Here is a 15910-nt window from a genome sequence, read left to right on the forward strand (position 1 = left end):
GACGTCGCCGACCTCACAGCGGCCCCACAGTCAGGAGAGCGCACGCTCCAGCGCGGCCGACTGGTGCCGGTGGCCGACGGTCTCGAAGCCGACGATCACGGCCACCGGCGCGCCGGCGGCGACCACGATCCCGACGCCCATGCTCGCGCCCGCCGCCACCGCGACCACCGCCACCCCCAGGGCGAGCATGGCGACGACGAAGAGCAGCACGTGGAACGCGTCGAACTGGCGCAGCAGCAGTGTGTAGAGCACGAAGAGGGCGACCGTGAAGACCGCGACGGGCACGACCACCGTCAGAAGCGCCGCCGTCGGGCCGATGTGGGCCTCTCCCCCGATGGTCTGGGCGGCCACGTGCAGCCCCGCTCCGGTGGCGGCGAGCGAACCGAAGATCACCATGTGCCCGTAGCCCCAGACGAAGGCGCGTTCGCGGTGACGGGCGAGCACGTCACCGGAGGGCATGGTGAAGTACACCCACCACAGGCCGAACGCGAGCGCGGTGCCGCCGAAGGCGACCAGCCCCGCCTCGACCGACCAGCCCTGCTCCTCCACCACCGCCGAGACCGCCAGAATCGTGCCGAGCACGACCTCGCCGAGGGTGATGATCACCAGCAGGCCGTACCGCTCGGCGATGTGGTGCGGATGCCACGGTGTCCCGCCGTCGATGCGCTCGGCGACGACCGGCACCGCCATCTCCAGGACCACCAGGGCGAGGGCGAGCACGGCGGTGGTCGCCAGCGGCGGATCGATGAAGATCTGCACGATCCAGCCGGCCTGCGCCACCGCGAGGAGCACCGCGTAGGTGAGCGCGCAACGCCGCCGCGCCGGGTCGTGGCGCGCGGCGCGGAGCCAGAGCGCGATCGTGGACAGCCGCATGATCACGTACCCGGCCACGACCACACCGTTGTCGACGTGGAGTCCCTCGTCGATGGAGTGGAACAGCTGCGGCAGGCCGAGCGCGATGACGAGCACGCCGACCATCTGCACCATGGTCGCGACCCGGAAGAACGCGTCGTTGTTGTCGAACGCCGACGCCAGCCACGAGTAGTTGATCCACGCCCAGCTGATCGCGAACACCGCGAGGGAGAAGGCCCCGATCGCGGGCGCGTAGTGGCCGAGTTCGAGCAGGTGCGCCATCTGTGTGCCCGCCTGGCTGAACGCGACCACGAGCGTGAGGTCGTAGAGGAGTTCGAGCGGTGTGGCCCCGCGGTGCGCCTCGCCGGGATCGCGTCCCGCCATCCGGCGCAGACGGTGGCCAGTGTTCGCCGACGTCGTCATGCAGGCCATCGTGCCACGTCAGAGCACCTCTGACCGGCTCTTCACCGGGACCTCCACCGCGTGTCCGCGGTCGACGCACTCGCGCGCCGACCCCTCCTACCCGTCTTCGTGCGAAGCGTGGCCACAGGCACTCAGCCGCCGGATCGCCAGCACGGATCCGTCCGGCCGCACCGAGACCGCCCCCTGCCAATCGTCGTCCCACGTCGCGAACGGCTCCGCGGCGCATCGCGTGTGGACCTCGCGGCGATACCGGTCCACCCGTCCGTCGTCGAGAAGGCCGACGAGGTCCTCGGCGACTCCCGTGAACGCCTCCACACGTTGGCTGTTGATGCGGAACACGTGGTCGGTGCCGATGTACGAGGTACCGAGGAGGGTCTGGGGCTCGCCCCGGACACTGCTGATCGCCGCGTGCCCCTGTTCGGTGTAGTCCTTGCGTCCCTGTTGCTCGGCGAGGTAGCGCCCGGTCAAGGGCCGCTCGCCGGTGAAGGCCGTCAGTCCGGCGGCGTCCACCCGGGCGAGAGCGCGCCGGAACCAACCCGCGTGTCGCGTCGGCACGTGGAAGCCGGGCCCCGATTCCTCGGGTCGGACACCGTCCGCGGGCCTGGTCACGAAGGGAGGCAGGGCCAGGCGCTCGAGCGGCGCGTTCATCCGATGGCCTTCACGCGGAAGGGCTCCCCCGTCGCCGTCCGCCCGCAGCGCGTGCACGACGATCGGCCCCTTCGTGCTCAGTTCCGTGCTGAACAACAGGCCCGGCGTCCTGTTCCACGGCCCGATGTGCACCGCCTCCAGGTGAGCAGAAGCGGAGGCGAACTGCGGATAGGAGGTCGCGGCCCGGCCGTGGTGGCCCTTGCAGGCGATGGGCAGGACGTTTCCGGGCTCGCCCGGCTTCCATACCTCCGCGAAGAACCGGGGACGGTATCTGGAACCCTTGAGCGGCCATCCCGCCTGAAGGACGATATCCGCGGGGACGACCGAGACCCGGTATCCCCGGAAACGCCGCCGGAGAACGTGTTCGGCCATGTACGCGCCGAAGGCCGCGCCCAGTTCGTGTGACTGAGTCCTCTTGTGCTGTTGGCGCGTGGAGCGACCTTCCTTCGACAGCAGCATGAGCCCCTCCGACGATTCTGAGGCCAGGGCGAGGGCGTATTTCAGGCAGCCCCAGTGCTCCGCGAGGCCCCTGGCCGACCCTTGCCTGTCAAGGGATATCGCTCTCGCGAAGGCATGGAGGACGCTCAACGGAGCCACACCGGGGAAGGAGGCCTCACGCCGGGGCAGGGCCATCAGACGGGGTTTGCGGCGAGGCGGTTCCTCCTCCTTCTCCTTGAACCGCTCGTCGTCCTTCGCGACCGCGGCTTCCACCGAGCCCACGAGCTTCTCCCCGGTTCTCACGGTCAGGTTCGTCGGGTGCACCAGTCCACGAAGGATTTCCTCGAGCTCCACCCACAGCCTCCTCGCACGATTCCCGGACACCCTCAGTGAGCCAGAATGCACAGAGTCGGAATATCACACAAGAGACAGAAACGAACATAAACCTGTTATCGGAAGGCGGAATCGACCGGAATCGTCAGCACTGCTTTTTCCATGAACAACAGGAGCCACGACCGCACCACCGTCCGGAGATAGACGTCGGCGTTGATGTCGACCGAAGGCCGACCATCGATCGGGAGGAAATGGGATACGGACAGGCGGCGCGGGTCTGCGGGGGTGGCTGGTAGGGTTCCGCGGTCTCGGATCCCCGGGGTGCGGGGCACGGGCACGACGCGCTCGGCGCGGTGAGGGAGGTGACGACTCGGTGACGTCCGAAGCCGGTCACGACACGGGACTCCTGGCCGACGCGTTCGCGGTGCTCGCCCGGTTCCGGCGCCCGCTCTACGGCATGGCGCTCGCCGTGACCGGGTTGGCCGCGGGGGCCGTGTGCGCGGTCGCCGTGACGGGGTTCGCGCTGGTCTGGGACGCGCTAGCGCTCTTCCGCGAGCATGTGGAGTCCAACCGGGCCAACGAGGACCCGCCGTACTCCTACACCGGCGGCGCCGAGGTCACGTTCGGCTGGGTCGGGATGCTCGTCGCGGTGCTCCTGCTCGTGCTCACGGCCGTGGTGCTCTCCCTCATGTACGCCTCGCACGCCGTCGCCGTGCGGCACGCACGGCACGGGCACGGCGGCCTCGGCGTCGCCGACCTGTGGCGGCGCACCCGGGCGGTGTTCGGCCGCGTCCTGGCCGCGCAGCTGCCCGCCCTGCTCGCCGTCGTCACGACCCTGGTCGTGGGCGTGGAGGTCTTCGACGCCCTGGCCTGGGAACCGTTCCTCGGGATCACCCGGCCCAGGTCGCCCTTCACCGGCTACGGCCCCCTGGACTGGGTGGCGGGCCTGGGCCTGCCGCTGCTGGTCGCCCTGGTGGGCCCCTACCTCTACGCCCGGTTCTCCCTGGCCGCGTCCGCGATCGTGTGCGAGGACCTGTCGGCGGGCCGCGCGCTGCCGCGGTCGTGGCGGCTCACCCGGGTCGCTCAGGGCCGGGTCCTGGGGGTCTGGCTGCTGATCGCCGCGGACGTCGCCCTCGTGTACACCCTTCTGCGGTACGCGGTGGCCCCGCTGACCGGGCCCGCGGAGGCGCTCATGCTCGCGCTCAGCGGCGGCAACGCCTACGCCGCGCTGACCCTGGCCGTCGTCGCCCCGCACGCGGTGGCCTTCGCCCTCCTGCCGGTGTCGGTCCTGCCCCCGGCGTGCGTGCTGCTCGCGTCCCTCTACCCCCGGCTCCGCGCACGCGAGGCAGGGCGACCGGGTCGGTCCTGACCGTCCCAGGAAAGCCATTGCGCCCCTGGTCGATCACCCTGCGCACCCGCCCCTTACCGTGCGCTTATCCCGTGTGGATAGGAAGGGGCCATACCTACGGAGTGAGTTGAGAGCGATGTTCGACGACATGATCGAGTGGTTCAAGGGCATCTTCGGCGGCGCCGCCGAGGAGGCCACCCAAGGGGTGTCCGACACCCTGGGCGGCGGCCTGGACACCGCGCAGGAGTCGGCGCAGTCCTTCGGTGAGGACACCTTCGGCGGCGCGGCCGAGGCCGCGCAGGGCTACGGGGAGGAGGCCCTGGGCGGGGCCACCGAGGCCGCGCAGGGCTACGGCGAAGAAGTGGTCGGCGGAGCCACCGAGAGCGTCCAGGGCTTCCAGGAGCAGGCCGACACCGTCGGCGGCATGGTCGAGGACCCCGGTGGCGCGGCGGCCGACGCGGCCCGCGACCAGTTCGGCAACGGCTGACCCTCCGGGCGCCCCCTTGGCCGACGGGCCGTCGGGGCGCCCCTCCAGGTTCGGAGACCGTAGAACCCCTCGGCTTGCGGTCCGCGGGCCCGGAGGCCGCAGGAGCACCCCTCGGCCCGCGGTGCACCGGGGCGCCCCCGGCCGCGGGAACGGCCCGGCGTGCGGCGCGAGTCCGCGTCAGACCGTCGACCCGCTGTCGATCCTGCGCGTGGTGCGCCTGACGAGGAGCGCGGTCGCGACGGCCGCCACCAGCAGCCCGCCGGCCAGGAGCACCGGGACGCCGAGCGGCTCCGCCGCGTACCCGGGGACGGCGAGCGCGGGCCAGGCCGGCGGGAGCCCCAGCAGGAGGAGGTTCCAGGGCCCGGGCACGATCCACGCCAGCACGGGGACGACGACCATGACGGCTCCGGCGGCCTTGACCGCCACCAGGGACTCCACCTTGTTGCCCGCGAACGCGGTCACGGCGACCAGCAGCAGCGGTGCCTGCGCCGTGCCCAGGACGAGCGCGGCCACCGTGCCCGCCGACCAGCCGCCGGGCATCAGGCCGCTCAGCGGCAGCGCGACGAGCAGCCCCACGAGCGACAGCGCCGCCACCAGGCCCGTGCGGTAGCCGAGGTAGGCGCGCAGCGTGAGCGGCGAGACCCGCAGTACCATCAGCACGCGCTCGTCGATGTCCTCGATCGCGCGCATGGCGCCCACCGCCCCGAACATCAGCGGCAGGTGCAGCAGGAAGAGCGCGAGCACCAGCGGGGCGACCGTGGTGAGGTCGACCCCGTAGGCGGACCGGACGTAGCCGGTCGCCCCCGCGAACCCGAACCGCGCGCCCACGGCGAGCACGAGCGGCGCCACGAGCACGACCAGCAGCATCGGGTCCCGCCCGGTCCCGAAGAGGTCGGCCCGGGCGAAGCGCAGCACCGCCGGCGCCGACCCGCGCCCGAGCCGCGTCCCACCGCGCCCGGCCGGCGGCCGGCCCCGGCGCGAGGCCCCCGGCGGCCGCGGCCCCGGCGGCGCCCCCGCCCCGGTGTCCACCGCGCGCCGGGCCCACACCAGCGCCAGGACCACGCAGACCAGCGCGTATCCGGTCCCGGCGGCCAGGACGGCGGGCGAGCCCGCCACCGCATCCGGTGCCAGGCCCCACCGGACCAGGTCGGCTCCGACCGTGGTCGGCACCGCGTACAGGAGCGGGTGTTCCAGGAGTCCGGTCATGTGCACGAGCGGGACCACCACCAGCGGCACCGCCACGACGGGAAGCACCACGAGGAAGTCCTGCAGCGTGCGCGCGCGGGCGCTGACGGCCAGGCACAGCGACAGCAGGAACAGCGAGATCAGCGCCACACCGGACGCCCCCGCGAGCAGGGCCGCCGGGAGCGCGGCGGGATCGTCGCGTCCGGCCGCCAGGATCAGCGGTACCGCGACGCCCACCGACAGCGCCGTCAGCACGAGCACCCGCACGGCCACCGCCTCGCCGGTGCGCAGCGGCGTGGCCGCCAGGGCGTCCCGGGCCCGTTCGGTGCGCTCGAACATCAGCAGGACCACGACGAACAGCGCTCCGAACCCGGCCGTGTCGGTGAACAGCAGGTACGGCGCGACGACCCGGGCCGTGCCGGGCGGCAGCAGCCACAGGACCGCGGTCCACAGCACGGCCAGACCCGCCGCGACCGGCACGATGCCGTAGCGCAGCTCGATCCCCCATTCCAGGCGGACGGCCGCGGCCACCCGTCTCACAGGCTCTCCCGGGTCACGGCGGCGAAGACGTCGTCCAGGGTGGCCTCGCGGGTGTGCAGGGTCTCCACGGCGCCCTCCCGGATGAGCGCGAGCAGCGCGGCGTCGTCGGCCAGTTGCTCGACCCGGAGTTCGCGCCGCCCCTGCCCGCGGATCTCGGCCACCAGCCCGGGGCGTCCGTGGCGCAGCTTGAAGCCGCGCGGGGTGTCCACCGCGGCGATGCGCCCCCGGGAGACGAAGGCGACCCGGTCGCACAGCAGGTCGGCCGTGGTCATGTCGTGCGTGGTGAGGAAGACGGTGCTGCCCCCGTCGGCGGCGGCCCGGATGAGGTCGCGCAGCAGCGCGGCGCGCACGGGGTCCTGCCCGGTGGTGGGTTCGTCCAGGAACAGCAGTTCGGGCCGGTTGACCAGGGCGCGCGCCAGGTTCAGGCGCATGCGCATGCCCTTGGAGAGCTCGGAGAGGCGCCGGTGGGCGGCGTCGGCGAGGTCCACGGAGGCCAACAGCGCGTCGAGGTCCTGGACCGGGGCCCGGTAGAGGGAGGCGAAGGCCGCCAGGTTCTCGCGGACGGTGAGCCGGCCGAACCCGGCGGGGAGCTCGAACCCCACGCCCACCCGCTCGAAGTAGTCCGCGTTCCACCGCTCCAGGGGCCGCCCCAGGACCCGCACGTGGCCCCGGTAGCGCCGCAGCAGCCGGGTGAGCACGTTCTGTGTGGTGGACTTGCCCGCGCCGCTGGGGCCCAGGAACCCGAAGACCTCCCCCTGCCCGACGTCGAAGGACATGCCCGCGACGGCGGGCCTGTCGGCACGCGGGTAGGTGACTTCGAGATCGTCGACACGGATGGCTGCCTCGGCCACGTCCGGTGGTCCTTTCGGGGTACGGGTTCCGCACGGGCCGGCTGCCGCGCCGTTCCGCGGCTTCCACTCTTGCACGCCGCCGCGCTTGACCTTGACGCTGCGTCAATGTCTAGGGTCGGGTGCCATGACGATCACCGTTCCCGACACCCTGTCGGCCATGCGCGCCACCCTGCGGGCCCCGGCCGCGGACCGCCGCGACCTGCTCGGATCCATGCTGGAGCCCAGCCGGCCCATGTACCGCTACGCCCCCGGGGAGGTCGACCTGGTGGACCTGCACCTGCGGTCGGCCGGGTTCCCCCTCGACCGGGACGAGGAGACCTGCCTGGAGGCGCTCGACACCCTGGCCGGGGCCGACGCCCTGGGCCGGATGCGGCGGGCCCTCGACGACGGCCTCGCCGCCCTGACCGCGGCGACGCCGGACCTGGAGGTCCCCGACATCACCGTCCTGTTCGTGCTCGGCGACCCGGGCGACGCCGTCTTCATGGGGCCCTCCCTCGGCGTGACCGGGTTCGGCGGGATCTCGGGCTCCATCGTGATCACCCTCTGGCCGTTCCCGGAGAACGTGGCCCGTCTGGAGGTCACCGCCGTGCACGAACTGCACCACAACGTGCGCTACGCGCCGGGAGGGGTGGTGTGGGACCCGATGACGGTGGCGGTCGGCGAACACGTGGTCGGCGAGGGCCTGGCCGACGCCTTCGCCCGCGAGCTGTACGGCGACGGTCTCGGTCACAGCCGTATCGGGGTTCCGCATCTGCGCGACGACGCGGTCTTCGCCAAGGTGGTGTCCGGGCTCGGCGTGACCGGGATGGAGAACTTCACGTCCTGGGTGCTCGGCGACACCATCGCGGAGAACATCGGCGGCACCCCGGTGGGTCTGCCGACGGGCGCGGGCTACGCCGCCGGCAACCGGCTGGTCGACGCCTACCTGGCGGAGACCGGGCTCACGGCGGCGCAGGCCGTGCACGCCGACAGCGGGAAGGTCATCGCCACCGCACTGGACCGGTTGGGCCTTCCGTGGAGTGGATGATCCACGAGCTGGCGGCCCGGGCGGGCGTCACCAGCCGCACGCTGCGCCACTACGACCGCATCGGGTTGGTGGCGCCCACCCGGGTGGGCGCCAACGGGTACCGCTACTACGGTCCCGACGCGGTCGTCCGGCTCCAGCGCGTCCTGCTCATGCGCCGGCTGGGGATGGGCCTGTCGGCGATCGCGCAGGTCCTGTCCGAGGAGGTGGACCAGGAACAGGGGCTGGTCGACCACGTCGCGGAGCTGGAGGCGGAGCGGGACCGCATCGACCGGCGGATCCGGTCGGTGCGGCACACCCTGGAGGCGCTGCGGTCGGGGGCCGAGCCGCACATGGACGTCATGCTGGACGGCTTCAACGACCGCTTCGAGGACGAGGTGGTCGCGCGCTGGGGCGAGAAGGCCTTCCGCGCGGGCCACGACTGGTGGCACGGCAAGAGCCTGGAGGAGCAGCGCGCCTGGAAACAGGAGGTCGACGACCTGGTGGCCGCGTGGGTCGACACCCACCGGTCCGGGGCCGGTCCCGTCTCGGAGCGCGCCCAGGCGATGGCCGCCCGGCATGTGGAGTGGCTGAGCGGGATCCCGGGCACCCCCACCGCGGAGGGCGACCGGGAGCGCTCGATCGCGATGGTGCGGGGCCTGGGCGACCTCTACGTCGACGATCCCGCGTTCACCGGCACCTACGACGGGCCGGAGGGCGCGGCCTTCGTCCGCGACGCGCTCCACGAGTACGCCCGCACCGCCATGTGACCCCCGGGGCACGGCCACCGGACACGGAGGCGGGGACACGGTGGTCGGCGCCTCCGCCGGATCCGGCGCCGCACGGCTACCGTGGAACCATGGACGACTCCGCGAACGTGATCGACCCGTCCGCCCCTCCGAGCGGTCCCGGCTGCCGGGAGTGCCTGGACGGCGGGGGCTGGTGGGTGCACCTGCGCCGGTGCGCGGCGTGCGGCCACGTGGGCTGCTGCGACAGCTCACCCGCCCAGCACGCCACCCACCACTTCGAGGAGACCGGGCACCCGGTCATGCAGAGCTTCGAGCCGGGCGAGGACTGGTTCTTCGACTTCCGGTCCGGCCGGGCCGGCCGGGGGCCGGAGCTGGCGCCGCCGTCCTCGCGCCCGGAGGACCAGCCGGTGCCCGGCCCCGCCGACCAGGTGCCGGCCGACTGGCGGGACCGGATCCACTGACCGGATCCACCGACCGGATGCACCGCGCCCGTCAGCGCTGCCGGTGTCGGGCGCGGGCGCGCAGGCGCGAGGTGAGCAGTGACACCGCACCGGCGATGACCACCAGGTTGAACGACATCTGGACCAGTAGCAGCGCGCGGGCGTACTGCCCCTGGGCGTGGATGTCGCCGAAGCCGACGGTGGCCAGGGTGGTCAGCGCGAAGTAGAGGGCGTCGGTCCGGGTCTCCAGGCCCTCGAACTCCCCGGGGCGGGAGGTGGCCAGGCCGTAGTCGGCGAGGGCGAACAGCGCGAGCCCCGAGACGGCGAGCAGGACCGGCCCGTGCGGGGAGAGCTCTCCGGGGTTCACCCGCTCCTGCCGCCGGGCCGTGAAGACCACCGACCAGCAGATCAGGCCGACGCCGAGGACGAACAGCGCCCAGCGCGGGACCACCTGCCACCCGGCCTCCTCCAGTGGGAGGAGGTAGTAGAGGGCGACGACCGCCGCGATCTCCGCCGCCAGCAGCGTCCGGTTCCACGGGTGTGACCGCGTACTCCCCTTCTCCATGACTCGAAGTTATACGACGATCACGCAGGGCGATATCACGCGCGGCCGTCGCGACCCGACGCCCCCGAGCGCCGCCCGAAGGCCGCGCCGCCCCACTCCCGCAGGGCTACGCCGCCCCGACCAGGCGGTCGACCAGTGCGTGCCATCCGGCTTCGAGGCGCTCCGCCGACATGCCCCGATCGGTGAGCAGGTGCCGGACCAGCGGGGTTTCGAGGTACCCCAGCAGCGTGTGGGCGAGGAGTTCGAAGTCGCCTTCCGTCCCTGCCTCGCGCAGGAGCATGGCCAGGTGGGCTGTACGGAGCCGGTAGGCCGGAGCCTCGTAGCGCAGGAAGACGTCCTCGTGCGCGGCGATGTAGAGGTCCTTGTGGTCGCGCTCGTGGCGAAGCGTGGCCGGCCCGAAGGCGCGCAGCCGCTCCAGTGCCGGCGCTCCCGGCCCCAGGGGCGGCGGGCCCGAGATGAACGCGGCCTGGAACAGCTGTTCCTGGTGGTCCACGAGGGCGAAGAGCAGGCCCGGCCGGCTGCCGAACCGGCGGAAGACCGTCCCCTTGCCGACCTCGGCGGCGGCGGCGACGGCGTCCATGGTCAGACACTCGGCCCCGCCCTCGGCGACCAGGTCGGCCGCGACCTCCAGGAGCCGGATGCGGTTGCGCTCGGCGTCGGCCCGCAGACGGGGCGACTCGCCGACGACGGTGAGCGGCAGGCTCGTGCGCCGGGCGTCGGCGCGCGGGGTCGAGGGGGGCGTGGCCATGACCACAGCCTAGCACCGCATTCGGATAAGTGGACTGTGGTCCGTTTAGTCTGGTAGAACCGGAGCGACCCCAAATCGGACCATAGTCCGTTTGCAGTCGCCCCAGATTCCGGGAGATCCACATGTCCGTCCGCCTCCTCGCACTCGTCGGCAGCCTGCGCGCCGGCTCGCACAACCGCCAGCTCGCCGAGGCCGCCATCAAGCACACTCCGCAGGGTGTGGGGATCGAGCTGTACGAAGGGCTCGCCGAGGTGCCCTTCTACAACGAGGACATCGACGTCGAGGGCAGCGTGCCCGAGGCCGCCGCCCGGCTGCGCGCGGCGGCCGACCAGGTCGACGGCTTCCTGCTCTTCTCGCCGGAGTACAACGGCACCATGCCGGCCGTGCTGAAGAACGCCATCGACTGGCTGTCCCGCCCGTTCGGCGCCAGTGCGCTCAAGGACCGGCCGGTCGCCGTGGTCGGCACCGCCTTCGGCCAGTACGGCGGCGTGTGGGCCCAGGACGAGGCCCGCAAGGCCCTGGGCATCGCCGGCGCCCAGGTGCTGGCCGACGCCACACTGTCCATCCCCGCCTCGTTGACGCGCTTCGCCGAGACCCACCCGGTCGACGACGGCGAAGTCGTGGACGGGCTGAACGCGGTGCTGCGGCAGCTCTCCGCCGAGGCCGGTACCGCCGCCGCCTGACCCGGTGCGCCGCCGCCTGAGCCGGCCCGAGGGCGGCCTGACCCGGCGCGCAAGCGACCTGCCCGGGCCTCCCCCGAGGGCGACCCGGCTCGGGCCTCTCCGGGGGCGGCCCGGGGCGGTCAGCCACGCACCTGCGGGAGCCGGGTCAGGCCTCGGCGACCACGTCGGGCGTCACGTGGTGGCGTCCGAAGGGGAGCATGAGCGGTCGGCCGGAGGTCGGGTCGACGATGACCCGGCTGTCCAGGCCGAAGACCGCCCGCACGCCGTCCTCCGTCAGCACCTCGGCCGGCTCCCCCGCCGCGTGCAGGCGCCCGTCGGCGAGCGCGACCAGGTGGTCGGCGTAGCGGGCGGCCAGGTTGAGGTCGTGCAGCACCATGACGATCGTCGTGCCGCGCTCCCGGTTGAGGTCGGTGAGCAGGTCGAGCACCTCGATCTGGTGGCTGACGTCCAGGAACGTGGTCGGCTCGTCCAGCAGCAGCAGGTCGGTCCGCTGGGCCAGCGCCATCGCGATCCACACGCGCTGGCGCTGGCCGCCGGACAGCTCGTCCACCGGCCGCTCGGCGAGGTCCGTGGTCTCGGTCGCCGCCAGCGCCGACGCCACGGCCGCGTCGTCCTCCCTGCTCCAGCGCGAGAACATCCCCTGGTGGGGGTGGCGGCCCCGGCCCACGAGGTCGGCGACGGTGATGCCCTCGGGCGCGATCGGCGACTGCGGCAGCAGGCCCAGCGTGCGCGCCAGCTCCTTGGCGGGCGTGCGGTGCACCTCCTTGCCGTCGAGCACCACCCGGCCCCGGCGCGGCGCGAGCAGGCGTGACATCGACCGCAGCAGCGTCGACTTCCCGCAGGCGTTCGCGCCGACGATCGCCGTGATCCGGCCGGGCGGGACGACGAGGTCGAGCCGGGCGATGACCGTCCGGTCGCCGTAGCCCAGGGCGAGGTCCTCGATGTGGAGTGAGTGGGTCGCGGTCACAGGGAGCCTCCCACGCGGTTGGTGCGGATGATCAGGTAGATGAGGTACGGCGCGCCGAGCACTCCGGTCACGACGCCCACGGGGTAGCGGATGCCGAGGGCGTACTGGCCCACGAGGTCGGCGACCAGCACCAGGAGCGCGCCGACGAGCGCGGCGGGCACCAGCGGGGAACCGCCCGGCCCGACCACGCGCGCCGCGATGGGGCCGGAGAGGAAGGCCACGAAGGCGATCGGCCCGGCCGCCGCGGTCGCGAAGGCGATGAGCCCGACGGCGACGACGATCACCACGATCCGGGTGGCCTCGACGCGCACCCCCAGGGCCGAGGCCGTGTCGTCGCCCAGCCGCAGCGCGGACAGGTTGCGCGCCTGGCTCAGCAGCACCGGCGCCAGCACGGCCAGGGCGACCAGGACCGGCACCGCCTCTTCCCAAGTCGTGCCGTTGAGGCTGCCGGTCAGCCACCGCAGGGCCTCCTGCAGGTCCCACTCGGCCGCCCGGGACAGGACGTAGGCGGTGACACTGTCGAGCATCGCGGCGACGCCGATGCCGATCAGGACGAGCCGGGTGCCCACCACCCCGTCCCGGAACGCCAGTCCGTAGACGGCCAGGGCCACGGCGAGCCCGGCGGCGATGGCCACGACGGACACCTGGATGCGTCCGAGGGAGAACACCACGATCGCGAAGGCCGCCGCCGCACTGGCGCCGGAGCTGATACCGATGATGTCGGGGCTGGCCAGCGGGTTGCGCAGCATCGTCTGGAAGGTGACGCCTCCCAGGCCGAAGCAGAGTCCGGCCGCCACCGCCAGGACGGCCCGGGGCAGGCGGAGCGTGCCGACGGTGAAGGAGGCGCCTGGCACCCGCTCGCCGAGGATCACGGCGACGACGTCGGCCGGCGGGTAGAAGGTCCGCCCGACCATGAGGCTGGTGGCGAACACGGCGACGATCAGTACCGCGAGCACCGCCAGCACGGCGGTCCGCCTGGCCGTGCGTCGGACCCGGCCGCGGGTGACCGCGGCCACGACGGCGTCGGTGGCGGCACCGGTGGCGGTGTCGGAGTCGGAGTCAGCACCCGTGCCGGTACCGGTACCGGTGCCGGGTTCGGCGTCGTCCCCGCGTGGCGCGGGCGCCGGGGTTCGTGAGCTCACAGTGCACGCACCTTCTGCCTGCGGACGATGTAGATGAAGGCCGGGGCTCCGATCAGCGCGGTCACGATGCCGACCTCGACCTCGCTCGGGCGGGCCACGATCCGGCCGATCACGTCGGCGGCGGTCAGCAGCGCCGCGCCCAGCAGGGCGGAGAACGGCAGCAGCCACCGGTGGTCGACGCCGACCAGCAGTCGGCACACGTGCGGTACGACCAGGCCGACGAACGCGATGGGCCCGGCGACCGCGGTGGCGGCACCGCACAGCAGCACGGCGCCGACCGCTGCGGTCGCGCGCACGAGGGCCACCCGCTCGCCCAGGCCGGCCGCCAGGTCGTCGCCCAGTGCGAGGGAGTTCAGCGCCCGCGCCGAGCCCAGGCTGAGAACGAGCCCGGCGAGGAGGAAGGGCAGCACGTGCGTGATGTTGTCGAAGGACGCACCGCCCACACCGCCGATCTGCCACAGCTGGAACCCGCCCGCCACGTCGTTGCGGGGCAGTACGACGGCCCTGACCAGCGAGGCGAACGCGGCGGAGGTGGCGGCCCCGGCGAGCGCCAGTTTGAGCGGGGTGGCCCCGCCCCGGCCCAGTGACCCGACGGTGTAGACGAACGCCGCGGCGGCGGCGGCGCCGGCGATCGCCACCCAGATGTAGGAGTTCGGCGCGGCCAGTCCGAAGTAGACCACGCCGGTGACCACCGCGAGCGAGGCGCCCATGTTGACGCCCAGGATCCCCGGGTCGGCCAGCGGGTTGCGGGTCACGCCCTGCATCACGCCGCCGGACAGGCCGAGCGCCGCGCCGACGGCCACCGCCAGCAGTGTGCGCGGGATCCGCTTGGTGACGGCGGCCTGCTCGATGGTCTCGTCCGAGCCGCCCAGGGCCGCGAGCACGTCGTCGGCGCCGACGATCCGCGACCCCCACGCGACCGAGGCCAGCATGATCGCCGCGAGGACGGCCAGGGAGACGAGGAGCCAGAGCATCCTGACCCGCACCGGGCGCCGCGCGACGGCGGCGTCCGGTGCGGGGCGTGTGTCGACCATGCTCACTCGACCTTGTCGGCCGCCTCGGCGAGCGCCGCGACGTAGTCCTCGAGGACCCAGGAGATGGACAGCGGGGTGGGGTTGGCGGCCGTACCGAGCGGCGTGCTGCCGGGCAGCAGGTAGATCGAGTCGCGCTCGACCGCGGGCAGCTTCGACACCAGCGGGTCGTCACGCAGCGTCTGGAGGAGTTCACCGGTCTCGTCGCCGTAGCCGGTGATGATGTCGACGTCGTCGAACTCGTCGATCTGCTCGGCGCTGCGGGTGAGGGAGAACTGGTCGGTGTCGGCGGAGGCCTGCTCGACGCTGTCGGGGATCACCATGCCCAGGTCCTCGAAGAACAGGGTCCTGGTGTCGTGCGTGGTGTAGAAGCCGATCTCGCTGACGTCGGTGGCGTCGACGTGGGTCATGAACATGGCGGACTTGCCCTGGAGCTGCGGGTAGTCCGCGACGGTCGCCTCGATCTCGGCCTCGAGGTCGGCGATCAGCTCCTCGCCCTCCTCGGGCATGCCGATCGCCTGGCTGTTGAGCCGGACGATCTCGCGCCAGGGGGTGGCCCAGGGGGCGTCGGGATAGGCCACGACCGGGGCGATCTCGCTCAGGGTGTCGTAGTCCTCCTGGGTGAGCCCGGAGTACGTGGCCAGGATGACGTCCGGCCGGGTGTCGGCGACGGCCTCGAAGTCGATGCCGTCGTTCTCGTCGAAGAGGACCGGGGTCTCGGCGCCGAGCTCGTCGAGCTCCTCCTCGACCCACGGCAGGACGCCGTCGTCGTCATCGTCGCCGAAGTCGGCGGAGGCCATGCCGACGGGCACGACACCGAGCGCCAGAGGGACCTCGTGGTTGGCCCACTGGACGGTGGCGACGCGTTCGGGCTTCTCCTCGATGGTGGTGGTGCCGAGGGCGTGCTCGATGACGATGGGGTAGTCGCCGGAGCCCCCTTCGGCCGCGGTGTCCTCCGCCTCGGTCCCGCCGCCGCAGGCGGAGAGGAGGAGGACGGCGACGGCGGCTGTGGTCAGGGCCGGAAACCGGAAGGTGCGCATCAGAAGTAATCCCACTCGTGGAGAAATGAGGGTAGGCTCACCTAAGTTAGCAGCCTCGCGAATCGGCACAAGCCGGGAGGGTCGGTCACAAGTCAGGCGAAGTCACGGGGCTCCGGCGCCGCGACCGGGGACCTGCCTGCGCGGCCCGGCCGGGAGACCGACGCCGGCGGGCCTGCGCATGGTGGCGGAGCACACACTGCTCTTCGAGCGGGCGGCGAAGCCGCTCAACGAGCTCTCCCCTGGGAGCGTGTTCTGCTTCCACACCTCCCCTGACACGACGATCGACGCGCTGCGCCGGTGGGCGCGGCCCGCCGACTGACCCGATCGCGCGAAGGTTTCACCGGGAATTGGCCTCCTCCGGGGGACCGCGGGGGCGCGAGTGGGGTCCGGGATGGCGCACACTCAGGAGCAGGGCGTGCGCAACCGCGCCACCCACT

17 protein-coding genes are annotated in these 15910 nt (G+C 72.9%); 7 read left to right on the top strand and 10 right to left on the bottom strand.

What is annotated here, in order from left to right; translation table 11 throughout:
* Positions 1 to 30 precede the first annotated feature (30 nt).
* A complete protein-coding gene (locus HNR10_RS02825; protein ID WP_218897593.1) occupies positions 31 to 1275 on the bottom strand; it encodes a low temperature requirement protein A in 1245 nt (414 codons plus the stop codon).
* A 96-nt stretch (positions 1276 to 1371) separates the two neighbouring features.
* Positions 1372 to 2715: a hypothetical protein gene (locus HNR10_RS02830; RefSeq protein ID WP_179820618.1), complete on the bottom strand. Its 1344-nt coding sequence runs from the start codon at positions 2713 to 2715 to the stop codon at positions 1372 to 1374.
* Between the two features lie 352 nt (positions 2716 to 3067).
* On the opposite strand from HNR10_RS02830, the gene HNR10_RS02835 reads away from it, so the two are divergent.
* Together HNR10_RS02835 and HNR10_RS02840 are read left to right on the top strand one after the other, a co-directional pair.
* A complete protein-coding gene (locus HNR10_RS02835) occupies positions 3068 to 4063 on the top strand; it encodes a hypothetical protein (protein ID WP_179820620.1) in 996 nt (331 codons plus the stop codon).
* Positions 4064 to 4178: 115 nt separating this feature from the next.
* Entirely contained in the window at positions 4179 to 4529 is a 351-nt protein-coding gene (locus HNR10_RS02840) for a hypothetical protein (RefSeq protein WP_179829489.1), read from the top strand.
* A gap of 177 nt (positions 4530 to 4706) precedes the next feature.
* Here the strand turns inward: HNR10_RS02840 and HNR10_RS02845 are convergent, their stop codons facing one another.
* Together HNR10_RS02845 and HNR10_RS02850 are read right to left on the bottom strand one after the other, a co-directional pair.
* Positions 4707 to 6254 (bottom strand): fluoroquinolone export ABC transporter permease subunit, encoded by a 1548-nt coding sequence (locus tag HNR10_RS02845; RefSeq protein ID WP_179820621.1) that lies wholly within the window; start codon positions 6252 to 6254, stop codon positions 4707 to 4709.
* Complete coding sequence (locus HNR10_RS02850) at positions 6251 to 7105, bottom strand: ABC transporter ATP-binding protein (RefSeq protein ID WP_179820623.1); 855 nt, start codon at positions 7103 to 7105, stop codon at positions 6251 to 6253. Before HNR10_RS02850 ends, HNR10_RS02845 begins: the two co-directional genes overlap by 4 nt.
* Positions 7106 to 7229: 124 nt before the next feature.
* Between HNR10_RS02850 and HNR10_RS02855 the strand changes: the two genes are divergently transcribed.
* The 3 genes from HNR10_RS02855 (at position 7230) to HNR10_RS02865 (ending at position 9318) form a co-directional block, all read left to right on the top strand.
* The gene (locus tag HNR10_RS02855; RefSeq protein WP_179820625.1) at positions 7230 to 8132 is read left to right on the top strand and encodes a DUF2268 domain-containing protein; all 903 of its coding nucleotides are present in this window, start codon (positions 7230 to 7232) and stop codon (positions 8130 to 8132) included.
* Complete coding sequence (locus HNR10_RS02860; RefSeq protein ID WP_179820626.1) at positions 8120 to 8878, top strand: MerR family transcriptional regulator; 759 nt, start codon at positions 8120 to 8122, stop codon at positions 8876 to 8878. The genes HNR10_RS02855 and HNR10_RS02860 overlap by 13 nt, the downstream gene beginning before the upstream one ends.
* 89 nt (positions 8879 to 8967) lie before the next feature.
* Positions 8968 to 9318 (top strand): UBP-type zinc finger domain-containing protein, encoded by a 351-nt coding sequence (locus HNR10_RS02865; protein WP_179820628.1) that lies wholly within the window; start codon positions 8968 to 8970, stop codon positions 9316 to 9318.
* A gap of 31 nt (positions 9319 to 9349) precedes the next feature.
* Here the strand turns inward: HNR10_RS02865 and HNR10_RS02870 are convergent, their stop codons facing one another.
* Positions 9350 to 9862, bottom strand: a complete 513-nt coding sequence (locus HNR10_RS02870; protein ID WP_179820629.1) for a potassium channel family protein — start codon at positions 9860 to 9862, stop codon at positions 9350 to 9352.
* A gap of 106 nt (positions 9863 to 9968) precedes the next feature.
* Positions 9969 to 10610 carry a TetR/AcrR family transcriptional regulator gene (locus HNR10_RS31005; protein WP_179820631.1) on the bottom strand — a complete coding sequence of 214 codons (642 nt, stop codon included), beginning with the start codon at positions 10608 to 10610 and terminating at the stop codon, positions 9969 to 9971.
* A gap of 122 nt (positions 10611 to 10732) precedes the next feature.
* Between HNR10_RS31005 and HNR10_RS02880 the strand changes: the two genes are divergently transcribed.
* Positions 10733 to 11293 carry an NAD(P)H-dependent oxidoreductase gene (locus HNR10_RS02880; RefSeq protein ID WP_179820633.1) on the top strand — a complete coding sequence of 187 codons (561 nt, stop codon included), beginning with the start codon at positions 10733 to 10735 and terminating at the stop codon, positions 11291 to 11293.
* Positions 11294 to 11438: 145 nt separating this feature from the next.
* Here the strand turns inward: HNR10_RS02880 and HNR10_RS02885 are convergent, their stop codons facing one another.
* The 4 genes from HNR10_RS02885 to HNR10_RS02900 form a co-directional block, all read right to left on the bottom strand.
* Positions 11439 to 12260 carry an ABC transporter ATP-binding protein gene (locus HNR10_RS02885; protein ID WP_179820634.1) on the bottom strand — a complete coding sequence of 274 codons (822 nt, stop codon included), beginning with the start codon at positions 12258 to 12260 and terminating at the stop codon, positions 11439 to 11441.
* The gene (locus HNR10_RS02890; RefSeq protein ID WP_179829490.1) at positions 12257 to 13276 is read right to left on the bottom strand and encodes a FecCD family ABC transporter permease; all 1020 of its coding nucleotides are present in this window, start codon (positions 13274 to 13276) and stop codon (positions 12257 to 12259) included. The genes HNR10_RS02885 and HNR10_RS02890 overlap by 4 nt, the downstream gene beginning before the upstream one ends.
* Before the next feature lie 122 nt (positions 13277 to 13398).
* Positions 13399 to 14436, bottom strand: a complete 1038-nt coding sequence (locus HNR10_RS02895) for a FecCD family ABC transporter permease (RefSeq protein ID WP_218897595.1) — start codon at positions 14434 to 14436, stop codon at positions 13399 to 13401.
* A gap of 2 nt (positions 14437 to 14438) precedes the next feature.
* Entirely contained in the window at positions 14439 to 15473 is a 1035-nt protein-coding gene (locus HNR10_RS02900; protein WP_179820637.1) for an iron-siderophore ABC transporter substrate-binding protein, read from the bottom strand.
* A gap of 178 nt (positions 15474 to 15651) precedes the next feature.
* Between HNR10_RS02900 and HNR10_RS02905 the strand changes: the two genes are divergently transcribed.
* The gene (locus HNR10_RS02905) at positions 15652 to 15792 is read left to right on the top strand and encodes a hypothetical protein (protein WP_179820639.1); all 141 of its coding nucleotides are present in this window, start codon (positions 15652 to 15654) and stop codon (positions 15790 to 15792) included.
* Positions 15793 to 15910: the final 118 nt, after the last annotated feature.

Source organism: Nocardiopsis aegyptia, assembly GCF_013410755.1.
Taxonomy (GTDB): domain Bacteria; phylum Actinomycetota; class Actinomycetes; order Streptosporangiales; family Streptosporangiaceae; genus Nocardiopsis; species Nocardiopsis aegyptia.